Origin of the sequence: Colwellia hornerae, assembly GCF_007954355.1 — a bacterium.
GTDB classification, from domain to species: domain Bacteria; phylum Pseudomonadota; class Gammaproteobacteria; order Enterobacterales; family Alteromonadaceae; genus Colwellia_A; species Colwellia_A hornerae.
In genome coordinates this window covers 36,864-51,174 of sequence record NZ_VOLR01000017.1, presented here as the reverse complement: position 1 = coordinate 51,174, position 14,311 = coordinate 36,864, and the positions used below count along the sequence as shown (strand labels likewise).

General features: G+C 38.9%; 12 protein-coding genes. 3 read left to right on the top strand and 9 right to left on the bottom strand.

What is annotated here, in order from left to right:
* Nucleotides 1-12: 12 nt before the first annotated feature.
* The 9 genes from ESZ26_RS12820 to dinG all read right to left on the bottom strand — a co-directional run bounded on the left by ESZ26_RS12820 (nucleotide 13) and on the right by dinG (nucleotide 9,740).
* Complete coding sequence (locus ESZ26_RS12820; protein WP_146799879.1) at nucleotides 13-1,056, bottom strand: Leu/Phe/Val dehydrogenase; 1,044 nt, start codon at nucleotides 1,054-1,056, stop codon at nucleotides 13-15.
* 229 nt (nucleotides 1,057-1,285) lie between these two features.
* Nucleotides 1,286-1,750 (bottom strand): GNAT family N-acetyltransferase, encoded by a 465-nt coding sequence (locus ESZ26_RS12815; protein WP_146799878.1) that lies wholly within the window; start codon nucleotides 1,748-1,750, stop codon nucleotides 1,286-1,288.
* A gap of 20 nt (nucleotides 1,751-1,770) precedes the next feature.
* Nucleotides 1,771-2,940, bottom strand: a complete 1,170-nt coding sequence (locus tag ESZ26_RS12810) for a cupin domain-containing protein (RefSeq protein WP_146799877.1) — start codon at nucleotides 2,938-2,940, stop codon at nucleotides 1,771-1,773.
* A gap of 234 nt (nucleotides 2,941-3,174) precedes the next feature.
* Complete coding sequence (purB, locus tag ESZ26_RS12805; protein ID WP_146799876.1) at nucleotides 3,175-4,545, bottom strand: adenylosuccinate lyase; 1,371 nt, start codon at nucleotides 4,543-4,545, stop codon at nucleotides 3,175-3,177.
* 50 nt (nucleotides 4,546-4,595) lie between these two features.
* Nucleotides 4,596-5,219 (bottom strand): high frequency lysogenization protein HflD, encoded by a 624-nt coding sequence (gene hflD, locus ESZ26_RS12800; RefSeq protein WP_146799875.1) that lies wholly within the window; start codon nucleotides 5,217-5,219, stop codon nucleotides 4,596-4,598.
* Between the two features lie 35 nt (nucleotides 5,220-5,254).
* Nucleotides 5,255-6,406, bottom strand: coding sequence for a tRNA 2-thiouridine(34) synthase MnmA (gene mnmA / locus ESZ26_RS12795; protein WP_146799874.1), 1,152 nt, complete (start codon nucleotides 6,404-6,406; stop codon nucleotides 5,255-5,257).
* Between the two features lie 63 nt (nucleotides 6,407-6,469).
* A complete protein-coding gene (locus tag ESZ26_RS12790) occupies nucleotides 6,470-6,970 on the bottom strand; it encodes an NUDIX hydrolase (RefSeq protein ID WP_146799915.1) in 501 nt (166 codons plus the stop codon).
* Nucleotides 6,971-6,974: 4 nt separating this feature from the next.
* A complete protein-coding gene (locus ESZ26_RS12785) occupies nucleotides 6,975-7,619 on the bottom strand; it encodes a pseudouridine synthase (protein WP_146799873.1) in 645 nt (214 codons plus the stop codon).
* Between the two features lie 3 nt (nucleotides 7,620-7,622).
* Entirely contained in the window at nucleotides 7,623-9,740 is a 2,118-nt protein-coding gene (dinG, locus tag ESZ26_RS12780) for an ATP-dependent DNA helicase DinG (RefSeq protein WP_146799914.1), read from the bottom strand.
* A gap of 140 nt (nucleotides 9,741-9,880) precedes the next feature.
* Here dinG and ESZ26_RS12775 point away from each other — a divergent pair, with 140 nt between their 5' ends.
* The 3 genes from ESZ26_RS12775 (at nucleotide 9,881) to ESZ26_RS12765 (ending at nucleotide 14,251) form a co-directional block, all read left to right on the top strand.
* The gene (locus tag ESZ26_RS12775) at nucleotides 9,881-12,394 is read left to right on the top strand and encodes a DNA polymerase II (protein WP_146799872.1); all 2,514 of its coding nucleotides are present in this window, start codon (nucleotides 9,881-9,883) and stop codon (nucleotides 12,392-12,394) included.
* A 121-nt stretch (nucleotides 12,395-12,515) separates the two neighbouring features.
* Entirely contained in the window at nucleotides 12,516-13,700 is a 1,185-nt protein-coding gene (locus ESZ26_RS12770; RefSeq protein ID WP_146799871.1) for a cystathionine beta-lyase, read from the top strand.
* 29 nt (nucleotides 13,701-13,729) lie between these two features.
* Nucleotides 13,730-14,251: a GNAT family N-acetyltransferase gene (locus ESZ26_RS12765; protein WP_146799870.1), complete on the top strand. Its 522-nt coding sequence runs from the start codon at nucleotides 13,730-13,732 to the stop codon at nucleotides 14,249-14,251.
* The last annotated feature ends 60 nt before the right edge of the window (nucleotides 14,252-14,311 follow it).

Here is a 14,311-nt window from a genome sequence, read left to right as displayed (position 1 = left end):
TATACGGAAAAATTACTTGCCAGCGTTAGCTATTATAGCTCTCGCCATTTCATCGGCGACTTTACCTGTTGGTAAGTTTTTCTCGTTCGCTGTCACAAAAACATTCATTAGTGTGTGATAAATATTTTCGACCAAACTTGTCGCTTTATCAGCACAATAAGGTTCAGGATAAATTTCAAGGGCAACATTTATAATTCCCCCAGCATTAATGACGTAGTCAGGCGCATACAAAATACCTTTGTCTAAAAGGACTTGGTCATGGCGGCTTTCTGCAAGTTGGTTATTAGCACAGCCGGCAATGATCACCGCTTTAAGCTCTGCAATGCTATCGTCATTAATTGACGCGCCCAATGCACAAGGTGAAAACACTTCAACATCTTGTTTGTAAATATCGTCAAGGCTAACAACCGTTGCATCTAACTCGGTAACGGCTTTATCTAAAATTTCTTGATTAATATCAGTAACGATTAATTTTGCACCCGCAGCATGAAGTCGTTCACAGAGTGAATAACCAACACTACCAAGCCCTTGTACAGCGACTTTAATACCGGATAAATCATCAGATCCTAATTTAAACTTAACCGCAGCTTTTATACCTAGAAAAGTGCCGAGCGCAGTAAATGGACCTGGATTACCACTTTTTCCTTCAAGACCCGAAACATAGTCGGTAACTTGATTAACAATAGCCATATCACCAGTAGTAATATTTACGTCTTCAGCGGTGTAGTAACGCCCCCCTAAATTATTAACGGCTTTACCATAGGCTTTGAATAAATCATCTGATTTTAAGTGTCGAGGGTTACCAATAATAACCCCTTTACCACCGCCAAGTTTCAACCCAGCCATAGCATTTTTATAGGTCATGCCTTTTGATAAACGTAAAACATCGGTTAATGCTGCTTCATCGTTTACGTAATCCCAAAAACGACAGCCACCTGCTGCTGGTCCAAGTGCAGTACTGTGTACTGCAATGATCGCTTTTAAGCCTGTTGCATCATCGCTGCAATAAACAACTTGTTCATGATTGTCGAAATCTACTAAATCAAAAATTGCCACTTCTAAATCTCCACGTAAAAAGGTTTGTTATTATTCTTTCTACTTCTGTAATAAGAGTTGTATTGTTTCGACGCGCACAATACCACTTAGCCTAATGTTGCGCTAGCCGTCAGATCAAAATATTATTGCCACTATATTAGGGTAAATGTATAGAATAAAGCACAGAATTTACAAATGGGGTCAGAAATAGTAAGAAGAGTTACAGATCAAAGGAGTAAGGTTTAATAAATTAGTGATTAAAAGCGAAACGGGTGGATTTTTTTATATCCGCTACAGCACATGCCATACGCTGTCGAGGCATACCAGCCTCCATAAATACTGCGCCGGCACTGATAAAGTTAAACTTCCTAAAATATTCAACATCTTCAAGTGGGCTATAAATAAAGACTTCATCAAGCTTTAGGTCTTTTGCAATAGCCAGTAAACCTTTGACAACCTCTCGGTCGATGTTTCTTTTCCTAAAAGACATTAATACAGCGATACGAGAAATTTCCCCCGTAGATAAGATACGGCCCGTTGCAACGGGCTCTTGAGTCATATCATCACAAACTAAAACATGAAATGCATAGTGGTCTTTTCGGTCAAACTCAATTTTTCGTGGAATACGCCATTCGCAAATAAAAACTTTTTCGCGGACATCTCTTAATAATGATGCCGCTTGTTCCCATTTGACTCTACTGACACTGAACGACATGATAACTATTCCACCGATTGTTATTCTACATACCAAAAGCCCATATTTAGAACATTAGTCAATAATTGTTCATTTTTCAAATTTGTTAGTAAACTTTTTACCTTTTTAGTGGTCAAAGTCTGCTGTTTTGTTAAGTATGTCGCTAATGTGATTGTTTCTTTATTAATTAAAAAGCTTTCACCATTAATGTATAAAAAACTTGTTTCATTTGGCTGGAGATCTTGATGTTGAAAAGGAACAATTAAGCTTTTTATTCCTGAAACAGGCACTAAAGTGTTTTCTGCTTCAGCCAGAATATCGGCAAGCTGTTCACTGTCAATAGGAGTCACTGGCATTAATATTTCTAAGGCATGGTGGTTTTGGGTAAGATATTTGCCAATAAAAGGCGTAAATAACTTATCGTCATCAAGCTGAGCTTTCATAAAAGCCTTTAACTTTTCGATATCGGTTTGTTCAAGTTGTTCGGGCTGACGGGTTAGAGTACGTTCTTTATCAGGAAAACGTCTTTCCCCAAGATTTTCATCTATTAATTTATCAGCAAAACCCGACCACAACTCCTGATTGTTTGGAGCCTGAAAGCCAATAGAAAAATTCATGGAGTTTTCTATTGATACGCCATTGTGTGGATGATTTGGTGGTATATAAAGTAAATCACCTGCTTCGGTTACTTCATCGATAACAGCAACAAAACTAGAGACTTGCTTTAAATCAGGGTGAGGTAATAGCTGCTTGAGAGAACTATCTGGCGCACCAACTTGCCAGCGACGTTTCCCTTCACCTTGCACAATAAAGACATCGTACTGGTCTAAATGAGCACCAACACCGCCATTGGGTGTTGAAAAACTCACCATCACATCATCAATACGCCATTGTGGAATAAAATCAACCGCCGCGAGTAGTGATTGGGTATCACGAGACCAATTATTTACTGCTTGTACCAGCAGCGTCCAGTCTTGTTCGCCAAATTTATCGAATGATTCAAAAGGACCTTGCTCTACTTGCCATTCACCATTCATACGGGCAATAATGCGCGATTCTATTTCGCTTTCCATCGCGAGTCCAGCAAGTTCGTTGGCATCGATCGGATCGGTAAAGTCTTTAAATGCCCCTTTTATTAATAACGGTTTTTTTTGCCAATATTCTTTTAAAAACTGCTCAGGCGTTAGTTCGCCCCAATGAATTTTTTGCATGGTTTAGTTACTCTCAGTGTTAATTTAGAACATCATCACTCATTGGCATCCATGCCACCGTGATATACCGTTCATCCTGAACATCATCACTTATTGGCATCCATGCCACCGTGATATACCGTTCATCCTGAACATCATCACTTATTGGCATCCATGCCACCGTGATATACCGTTCATCCTGAACATAAAAAAGGAACCTTACGGTTCCTTTTTTCAGAACAAGTCTAAACGAAATTAATCTAATTCGTTAATAAATTCTACTGCGCGGCCAATGTAACTCGCTGGTGTCATTTCACATAACTGTGCTTTAGCCGCATCAGGTAATTCAAGCGTCATAATGAAAGCGCGCATAGAGTCACCATTTACACGCTTACCACGTGTTAGCTCTTTTAACTTTTCGTACGGCTTTTCTATACCGTAACGACGCATTACTGTTTGTACCGGTTCAGCTAAAACTTCCCAGTTACTGTCTAATTCAGCGGCTAGGTTTGCTTCGTTTACTTGTAACTTGCTAATGCCTTTTAGCGTCGCACCGTAAGCTATCATCGCATGAGCAAAACCAACACCTAAGTTACGTAAAACCGTTGAATCAGTTAAGTCACGTTGCCAACGAGAAATTGGTAGTTTTTGTGCTAGGTGAGTAAATAATGCGTTAGCAATACCTAAGTTACCTTCAGAGTTTTCAAAATCAATTGGGTTAACTTTATGTGGCATTGTTGAAGAACCAATTTCACCTGCAATAGTTTTTTGTTTAAAGTGACCCATCGCGATGTAACCCCAAATATCACGATCAAAATCGATTAATATAGTGTTAAAGCGGGCAATTGCATCAAATAATTCAGCAATGTAATCATGTGGTTCAATTTGAGTGGTAAAGGGATTAAACGATAAACCTAATGAAGTAACAAATTCATTAGCAAATTCATGCCAATTAACTTCAGGGTAAGCTGATAAGTGTGCATTGTAATTGCCGACAGCACCATTAATCTTACCTAATAATTCAACATCAGCAATTTGGGCACGTTGACGTTTAAGACGAATATAAACGTTGGCCATTTCTTTACCCAAAGTACTCGGGGAAGCAGGTTGACCATGAGTACGACACATCATTGGAATGGTTTTATATTCAATTGCTAATGCTTTAATTGCCGCTAATATTTTATCCATTTCTGGTAATAAAACGTCGCTTCTACAGTCATTCAACATTAAACCGTGTGAAAGGTTGTTAATATCTTCAGATGTACAAGCAAAATGAATAAATTCAGTCACCGCGTTTAATTCAGCATTATCGGCAATTTTATCTTTTAAGAAATACTCAACTGCTTTTACATCGTGATTAGTGGTCGCTTCAATATCTTTAATGCGTTGCGCGTCTACTTCATCGAAGTTATCGACAATCGCATTTAATACTGCCGTAGCGTCACTGCTAAAAGCTGGAACTTCTGCAATTTCTGCCGTTGCTGCAAGCTTTTGTAACCAACGAACTTCAACGGTAACACGGTATTTTATTAAACCAAATTCACTGAATATAGGGCGTAATGACTTAACTTTGCTGCCATAACGACCATCTACTGGAGATATTGCACTTAATGCTGAAAGTTCCATAGGGTTTTCCTAATATTTAAAGTAAGGTTAAAAACTAATTTTGAATTTGTTTAACAAGCTTTGAGCAATTGCTCGGCACATTCAACTAATTTTGAACGTGAAAATAAAATACTTCGGCGTTGTCCACCGACTTGTCGCCATAATACACTCGAGCGAATCCCCGCTAATAACAGCGCACGTATTTTATGTTGATTGACTGATTGCTTTAATATAGCGGGTTCGCCTGCCACTTGAATAGGTGTTCCAAGCGGGCTGATCAAATCACTATAAATCGACGCTAAGCTAGAAACGAGTGTTTCACTGGTAATGTCATAATGTGCTAATTGACGTTGACTTTGGTTAATTCGTTCGCCGAGTGCATTCATTTTATCACTATATTTACTTAAACGGCGTTCTAAACCCAGTAAGCTCACCACATAACGGGTAATTTCGGGATCTTTGTTTGTTGATTTATTACCTAAATGGTTAACCAGCGTTGTTAAGCCTATTTTTAAATGACTGATTTCACCACCGTAAACTTCCATAGTGTTTTTAGGCGATGTGATCATGACGCTATTAAGTAATAAAGCGAGTTCGTCTTCGTCTATTTGCCCACTACGAGATATTTTTTGCACCCAATAAGCGACTTGGCAAACGGCGGCAAGTGTTAGGGTTTGTTCATTTATACTGTTCATAACTAATTACTGCTCAACTATTTTTTCGTTATCACTTAGCGGATAAGCGTATTGATGATACCGCCGCCAAGACAAATGTTATCTTGATAAAAAACTACAGATTGTCCCGGTGTTACTGAACTTTGTGCTTCATCAAACATCACTAAATATTCACCATCGCTCATCGGAGATAGATGACAGGGGACATCATCTTGGCGATAGCGGGTTTTAACGGTACATTTTATTGGCGTATCAAGGGGTTTTCGATTAACTAAATGTAATTGATTACCGATTAAGCCTTTAGAGAATAGGCGAGGATGGTTATGACCTTGACCAACAATTAACACATTACGTATCAAGTCTTTCTCAACCACATACCAAGGCGCTTCACCCGCATTGGCTAAACCACCGATACGTAGGCCTTTACGCTGACCTAAGGTGTGGTACATTAAACCGTCGTGCTCACCGATCACTTCACCTTCAGCAGATTCAATTTTGCCTGGCTGTGCCGGTAAATATTGACCTAGAAAATCTTTGAATTTTCGCTCACCAATAAAACATATGCCGGTACTGTCTTTTTTATTATGGGTAACTAAATCAGCTTGCTCGGCAATAGCACGAACTGCAGGTTTTTCGATATTTCCAACAGGAAATAAAGTACGTCCGACTTGCTCGTCGCTTAGCGTATATAAAAAGTAACTTTGATCTTTATTACTGTCTAAACCGCGTAACATTGCCCACTGACCATTAATAAACTCACGTTGCACATAGTGTCCCGTAGCTATGTAGTCAGCGTCTAAGTCTTCACAAGCAAACTCTAAGAAGGCTTTAAATTTAATTTCTTTGTTACACATAATATCAGGATTAGGTGTTCGGCCCGCTTTATATTCAGCTAAAAAATACTCAAAAACATTATCCCAGTATTCGGTTGCGAAATTGATGGTGTGTAATTTTATGCCAAGTTTGTCACAAACCAGTTGTGCATCTTCGAGGTCTTGGGCTGCCGCACAGTATTCATCGGTATCGTCTTCTTCCCAATTTTTCATGAACAGGCCTTCAACTTGATAACCTTGTTCAATCAATAAGTGTGCAGAAACAGAGGAGTCAACACCGCCAGACATACCAACAATAACTTTGGTGTCGTGTGGTGCTTTACTTATAGGCGCAGTGTTTTGGTTTTCAGCGCTCGATGATACTGATGATGACATTAAAAGTACAAATCTAAGGAAAAAGGCGAAAAATTATAGCATGTCAGGATTTAGCGGCATAGATTAAAGATTGGATTTTAATGAAGATAATGATATTTTTTTTCCATTTTTCAAAACAGATAAGTAATCTTCAATACATTCTAAAACTAGCGTGCTGCGTAATTGCACTGACTTTGCTTTTATTTCATCGAATGTTAGCCAATGGGTGGCAATAATTTCATCATCTTGTGGAGAACTGTGAAGAAACTCATTAACTTCGATAACAAAACAAAATCTCAGGTAGTAAAGATTAATTTCCGGGCGATAAAAGTAATAAATACCTGAAACGTAATCAGGTGTTAGCGTTAAGCCGGTTTCTTCTAGTACTTCTCGTTCAATGGCACTAATTAGGTTTTCATTAGCCTCTAAATGGCCAGCAGGCTGGTTAAAGACTTTTTTACCCTTTTCAATTTCTTCAACCAGTAAAAACTTATTTTGATGAACGATAATAGCAGCAACAGTAGCGTTGGGCTTAAATTGATCTTCGCCATGGTCATTAGTAATGGTATTAACCGTTAGCGTCATGTTATTACTCAGCTTTAAGTTGTTGGTAATGTCCATTTTCGATACCGTCTAGGCTGTATTTACCTATGCTGTAACGAATAAGTCGCAGTGTTGGAAAGTTAATAGCGGCGGTCATTCTACGTACTTGTCGATTTCTACCTTCAGTAATTGAGATACTTAACCATGTCGTTGGAATACTTGCCCGCTCGCGTATTGGCGGGTTACGTGGCCAAAGCTCTGGTGCACTGATCACTTTCACTTTAGCTGGTAAGGTTTGGCCATCTTTAAGTTCTACACCATTACGAAGCTTTTGTAAGTCAACTTCCTGGGGCACACCCTCGACTTGTGCCCAGTAGGTTTTTTCTGTTTTTTCTTTTGGATTAGTCAGTTTATGCTGCAATTTTCCATCGTTTGTTAGCAACAATAAGCCTTCACTGTCGCGGTCTAAACGCCCCGCTGCATAGACCTCTTTTACCGGAATAAAGTCTTTTAAGGTTTTACGTTGCTGATCGTCGGTAAATTGTGAGAGTACATCAAAGGGTTTATTAAATAGTACCAAAACTCGGTCTGCTGGAGCAGGACGAGGCTTAACGTCTTTTAATGAGCGACTCTTCGATAATCGACGATTAGTTGAGTTTGACGCTTTTGTCGTTTTAGTGAAATTAGTCACAGCTTATCCTTTTGAAATAATTCGATATGGCGGTAAAGAATCAAGTAATTGCTTGCCATAACGTTTAGTCACTAAGCGTTTATCCATTAAAGTTATGATACCGGTATCTTTTTCATTGCGCAGTAAGCGTCCGGTCGCTTGAATCAATTTTTTTGAAGTTTCAGGCACTGAAATTGACATAAAAGGGTTGCCCCCTTTAGTGGTAATGTATTCAGCTTGGGCTTCTTCAACCGGTGATGTCGGCACGGAAAAGGGTAATTTGGTAATAATCAAATTAGTTAAATATTTACCGGGTAAATCTAGACCCTCAGAAAAACTTTGTGTGCCAAAAATTATACTGGTTTTATCTTCATCACAGCGTTTTCGATGCGCTTCGATAATGTGTTGACGTGACTGTTCACCCTGAACCAGAATCTCCATTTTGTGCTGCTCTCGCAAGGCTTTAGCCACTTGCTCCATTTGCCAATACGAAGAAAATAGCACTAAACAGGCTTTTTCTTGTTTAATTAACACCGGTAACTCGTTGATTAATTCATCGGTGAACTGAGGGCTGCTTGGCTCATTTTTCATTTTAGCGATAACAAGTTGCGCATTATTTTGATAATCAAACGGTGAGTCGACCTTTTGATATTGTGAGCCATCATTAGTTTGTAAACCAACCTGACGGCGAAAATGCTCAAAGGAATTCAAAGCTAGAATGGTAGCTGAACATAATACCGCCCCTTCACATTTTGACCAGAGAATATCTTCAAGAGTAAAGCCGACTTCAATAGGAGAGGCCGACACTAAAAAATCGCTACGCTTTCCGGTAAGCTTCTCTAACCACCTTGCCATGGGAGCGCCTTTCTCACTATCTGTTTTAGCATACATTTTCCATAGCGAGTTAAAATTCTCTAAGCGCTGGATCATAAAACCGGCTTCAGCAAGCAAGGGTTCAGCAATAAACATTTTACACTCTCCGTCTTTTACTGACTCCATCAATAAGTTATAAAGCTTGTTGCAATGTGCTAAACATTTTTTACTGAGTTCGGCTAAATCTTGAGACCAATTTTTTAAGTTTGGTGGAATGATACCGTTTTCAAAACGGTATAATGCCGCATCATCATCACGTGAAAAACGGTTATTTTCTTTAGCTTTTTCATTAAAATATAACGCTTGATTGTTTTCTATAAAGTTGGCTACTTTTTGCATTTCCATTAATAAATCTTGGCAATCGTCCCCTAACTTTAACGAGGGTGAAATGGCTGATGTCGACTTTATTAATTTCGCCATTTTATCGCCAGTTTCTTTTAACTTGGTTAGCCAGTCAATGGCGCCTTTGATGGTAACATTGGCACTTGAATGATCCCGGGTTACTTTAGGCAGATGATGTGCTTCGTCAATAATATAAAAGGTGTCTTCTGGTGAGGGTAAGATAACGCCACCACCGAGCTCTAAATCGGCCAGTAATAAGCTATGGTTTATCACCAACACATCGGCAGAGTCCATAGTTTCTCGTGCTTTATGAAAAGGGCAATGGGTGTGTTCGGCTACATGTTTTAAACAGCTGTGTTTGTCACATTGAATTTGTTGCCATAAATGATGAGGAATAGGATCAGCCCAAGAATCTAGATCGCCTTGCCATTTATTATCCGTTAACGCTTTATGCAAATGATGTAATAACTTTATATCCATGGCATCAGGTTTTTGCGCAAAGGTGAAACCAGCCTGAGGTGAATCTTCTTGACTGACGGCAAGCGCTAATTTCTGGCGACAAACATAGCGCTGGCGACCTTTGACTAAGGTGAAATTAAAATCCAAGCCTGAATGTTTCTTTAAGAAGGGTAAGTCTTTGTCAACTAACTGCTCTTGTAACGCAACTGTTGCGGTAGAAATACAGACCTTTTTTTGACGTGACATCGCTAACGGAATAGCGCCTAATGAATAAGCTAACGATTTACCCGTACCGGTGCCGGCTTCAATGGTAATAATTTTTCGCGCTTTATCGTATTCTCCCGCGAGGGTTTTAGCTATTTCGGCAATCAAAAAAGTTTGCTGTTTTCTTGGATGAAAGTTTTCTAGGTTTTCACCTATGGTTTTATACGATGTGCGAATTGCTGCTTTAATTTTATCGCTTAGCATGCTGTTAGCCATTTAGGGTTCATTTGGTTATATACTCATGCTACTTAAATAGCCTAAATCCTGTATCTTCAAATAGGATGAGTATATACTGCTGTATATATTAACAGTTTATCGTTATCCGCAACGAATTAAAATAATTAATGTCATTAACTGTCGAAAAATTAACGCCTAGCTCGAATTATGGCTTTTTATTAACCCGTCAAGCTTATGATACCAAACAAGGTATTGAATTATCTTTATGGGTAAAAACCCTGCAAGGTGCTGTTAATATTATTGTACAAAATCAGCAAGCATTATTTTTTGTTGAACAAAGACAACAAGTACAAGCGCAAAGCCTACTGTCCGAACAGCGTATATTAACAGCTAAAGTTAACCCGCTTGCGCTTAAAACCTTTAACCAACAACTGGTCAGTGGCTTCTACTTTTCAACGATGCGTGACTTCTATCGCGCACGTGATGCTTTAAAACAAGCACAGATAAAATGCTATGAAGACGATTTTCGCCCCGATGAACGTTTTTTAATGGAGCGCTTTATTACCTCTGGTATTGAATTTATTCCTCAGTCGATAGCGCAACCGATAACCGAACTACCCAAACAATTTCCGCAAAGTAACTTTGCTACTTTTTATTGTAATAAATGTCGTGCAACAGATAAGGCTCAATTATTAGATGACATTGCTTTAACTATGGTATCCCTTGATATTGAGTGTTCAATGGCGGGGGAGCTTTATTCTATTGGTTTACATTCGCATAAAATGTCTGATGGTAAGTCGATAAAGTGTGTTTTGATGATCGGTGATCAAAATAATGTTATAGCAAAAGCAACGCAGTCAAAATTGTCAGATGAAGAGGCGACAGAAATTGCACAACACATTGTTTGGCTTGACAATGAACAAGCACTTTTGGCTGCGCTGATCGCGTGGATAAAAACCCACGACCCCGATATTTTTATTGGTTGGAATGTGATTAATTTTGATTTTAATTTACTACAAAAACGCTGTGATATTTATAACATTGCTTTTAATATTGGTCGCAACGCTAAGTCGCCTCGCTGGCGGACACGTTCGGCAGGCGGTAGTCAAAATGAGCAAAAATTTATTGATGTTGCTGGCAGAGTGGTCCTTGATGGTATTGATTTACTCAAAAATGCTACTTATAACTTTCCGAGTTTTTCCCTTGATTTTGTTGCCAATGCTTTATTAGGTAAAGGGAAAAAAGTCGATGATGTTGACAATAGAATGCAAGAAATTAACGACAACTTTGCCGATGACAAGCTAGCTTTAGCGGCCTATAACCTTGAAGATTGCCATTTAGTTACCCTTATTTTTGAACAGTCTTTATTACTTGAGTTCACACGTTTACGCGCCAAATTAACCGGTTTATCTATAGACCGTATTGGCGGATCTGTGGCCGCATTCACCAATTTATACTTACCTAAACTACACCGCAGTGGTTATATTGCCCCCAATATGGGTGATGGCTTGCAAGGACTGGTTTCTCCTGGTGGTTATGTGATGGACTCTATTCCGGGTTTATATAAAAATGTACTAGTGCTGGATTTTAAAAGCCTTTACCCCTCTATTATTCGAAGCTTTAATATTGATCCTATGGGCCTAATTGAAGGGTTAAAATCACCGAAAAATAGTATTAAAGGTTTTGATGGTGCTTATTTCTCTAGAGATAAACACTTTTTACCTGAAATTATTAACGAACTTTGGTTAGAGCGTGATATCGCTAAAAAAGATAAAAATGCCGCATTGTCACAAGCGATAAAAATTATTATGAATTCGTTTTATGGCGTATTAGGCTCAACGGGATGTCGATTTTTTGATCCACGTTTATCGGGCTCAATCACTAAACGAAGCCATGAATTATTAATCACCACTAAAATGTGGTTAGAAGATGATGGTTATCAAGTCATTTATGGTGATACCGATTCTATTTTTGTCAGTGTTGATGATGATCTTACCCTCCAGCAATGCCAAACGCTGGGTAAAGCCTTACAAGATAAAATTAATCTTAGGTGGCAAGCAACGCTTAAAAAAGATTTTGCGATAGAAAGCCAACTTGAAATTGAGTTTGAAACACATTTTAGCCAATTTTTGATGCCCACCATCAGAGGACAAGATGTTGGTACCAAGAAGCGTTATGCTGGCATGGTTGAAAAGAAGGGGACATCAGAATTGATTTTTAAAGGCTTAGAAAGTGTCCGCACCGATTGGACTGAACTGGCTAAAACCTTTCAACGAGAGTTGTATTTAAAAATATTTAACGGCGAACCTTTTGCCGATTATGTTCGCAGTATTGTTGCTCAAACATCAGCAGGGCAATTAGATCATTTACTGGTATATCGTAAACGTATTCGCAGGCAGTTAGATCATTATATTAAAAACGTGCCACCCCATGTCAAAGCGGCACGATTAGCCGATGATATAAACAAAATAAATAATCAACCGCAAAAATATCAGCAACGTGGTTGGATAGAGTACCTGATTACGACCTCTGGACCGCAAGCCAAAGGTTATGTTAATGCGCCACTCGACTACCAGTTTTATATCGATCGCCAATTAGCGACGGTTGCTGATGCTATTTTACCTTTTGTGGGTAGTAGTTTTGAAAAATTAACCAGTGATCAAATGAACTTGTTTCAATAGCTTGTGTTGTGTTAATTAATATAAATAAATCGTGCATCATGCTTGGAAAGATCATAAGGTGACTTTATTAAGTTAGCTATTTAGATGGCTAAATGAATTTTATGTTTTAGGATGATAAATCATGATCAACGATACCAAAATAGTCAATGCGGGACGAAAATCAAAATGGACGCGTGGCGTTGTTAATCCTCCCGTAGAACGGGCATCCACTGTTGTTTTTAATACCGTTAAAGAAATGAATTACGCAACAGTAAATCGTGGTAATCAAGTTCTTTTCTATGGCCGAAGAGGCACCTCAACGGCTTTTGCTTTCGCTGATGCTATGACTGATCTCGAAGGAGGCGCCGGTTGTGCTATTTATCCGTCGGGTACCGCGGCGATCACTAACGCTATTCTGTCGTTTGTTAAAACCGGTGATCATATCCTAATGGTAGATACCGCTTATGAACCAACCCGTGATTTTTGCGATAAAATACTGGTCAATATTGGCGTTGAAACGACTTATTACGATCCTACTATTGGCCGAGATATAGCTGAACTTATTAAAGAAAACACTCGACTAATTTTCTTAGAGTCTCCCGGCTCTATCACCATGGAAGTTCAAGATGTTCCTGGTATTGCTGAAGTTGCTCACCAGCATGGTTGTATGGTTATGCTCGATAATACATGGGCTGCTGGGGTCAACTTTCAACCTTTTGACTACGGTGTTGATATTTCGATTCAAGCAGCGACTAAATACATTGTTGGTCATTCTGATGTCATGTTAGGCACGGCAATAGCAACAGAAGAGTATTGGCCGCAACTGCGAGAAAATAGTTATCTGATGGGACAATGTACTTCACCTGATGATTTATATTTGGCAATGCGTGGCATTCGCACCTTAGGTGTGCGTTTAAAACAACATCAAACTAGTGCGCTAAAAGTGGCTAATTGGTTAGCAACACGCGATGAAGTTGACGTTATTCTTCATCCAGCATTCGAGTCGTGCCCAGGCCATGAATATTTTAAGCGTGACTTTACTGGCGCTAACGGGTTGTTTTCTTTTGTATTAACGCGTGGCGATAAACAATCACTTAATGCCTTACTCGATGGTATGGAACATTTTAAAATGGGCTATTCGTGGGGTGGTTTTGAAAGTTTAATTTTGGGTAATACCAACGTTGGACGTTTGCGGACAGCGACAAAGTGGAACTATGAGTATCCATTAATTCGCCTGCATATAGGTTTAGAGGATGTTGATGACCTAATTGCCGACCTTGCGCGAGGCTTTGATCGATTAAATGCGGCCTTAGAAAATAAAGCTTAGGTTTTACGCGTTAAAAGTTTGGAATTTATATGCTGCTATGCACAACAGAAAGGTTAACGATTAGGCATTTGAATGAGCAGGACCATGAATTTGTTCTGCAATTGTTAAATGATGATGCTTTTATTAAAAACATTGGCGATAAAGGGGTTAGAGAGAGCAAAGATGCAATTGCCTACTTAGTTAATGGTCCACTCGCAAGCTATAGCGAACAGGGTTTTGGGCTAAATTTAGTCGCTTTGAAAAGTGATAACACACCGATTGGTCTCTGTGGTTTGTTAAAGCGGCCTGAATTGGAATATGCTGACTTAGGTTATGCCTTGTTACCTGAATACTGCTCGCAAGGCTTTGCTCGAGAAGCCTCATTAGCAGTATTAAAAGTTGGTTATGACAATAATTATGCGGTAAATGTTGTCGCGATCACAACACTAGAAAACACATCCTCTAACGTATTATTAAAAAAACTTGGTTTTGTATTTGAACAGACGATTGAGTTTTATGGGGCCAGCAATAATCTTTATAAAGTCAGATTAGCTTCACTTTTTGAACAATAATCAGCTTTAAATATGGCAGCGAATAAAACTAGGATATCTACTTAAGTGTAAATATCCTAG

Bases quoted from the DNA above. Each gene is read 5' to 3' on its own strand.
- ESZ26_RS12765 (WP_146799870.1), top strand. From the start codon at position 13,730: ATGCTGCTATGCACAACAGAAAGGTTAACGATTAGGCATTTGAATGAG.
- dinG (WP_146799914.1), bottom strand. From the start codon at position 9,740: ATGCTAAGCGATAAAATTAAAGCAGCAATTCGCACATCGTATAAAACC.
- ESZ26_RS12770 (WP_146799871.1), top strand. From the start codon at position 12,516: ATGATCAACGATACCAAAATAGTCAATGCGGGACGAAAATCAAAATGG.
- ESZ26_RS12790 (WP_146799915.1), bottom strand. From the start codon at position 6,970: ATGACGCTAACGGTTAATACCATTACTAATGACCATGGCGAAGATCAA.
- hflD (WP_146799875.1), bottom strand. From the start codon at position 5,219: ATGAACAGTATAAATGAACAAACCCTAACACTTGCCGCCGTTTGCCAA.
- ESZ26_RS12810 (WP_146799877.1), bottom strand. From the start codon at position 2,940: ATGCAAAAAATTCATTGGGGCGAACTAACGCCTGAGCAGTTTTTAAAA.
- ESZ26_RS12815 (WP_146799878.1), bottom strand. From the start codon at position 1,750: ATGTCGTTCAGTGTCAGTAGAGTCAAATGGGAACAAGCGGCATCATTA.
- purB (WP_146799876.1), bottom strand. From the start codon at position 4,545: ATGGAACTTTCAGCATTAAGTGCAATATCTCCAGTAGATGGTCGTTAT.
- mnmA (WP_146799874.1), bottom strand. From the start codon at position 6,406: ATGTCATCATCAGTATCATCGAGCGCTGAAAACCAAAACACTGCGCCT.
- ESZ26_RS12775 (WP_146799872.1), top strand. From the start codon at position 9,881: ATGTCATTAACTGTCGAAAAATTAACGCCTAGCTCGAATTATGGCTTT.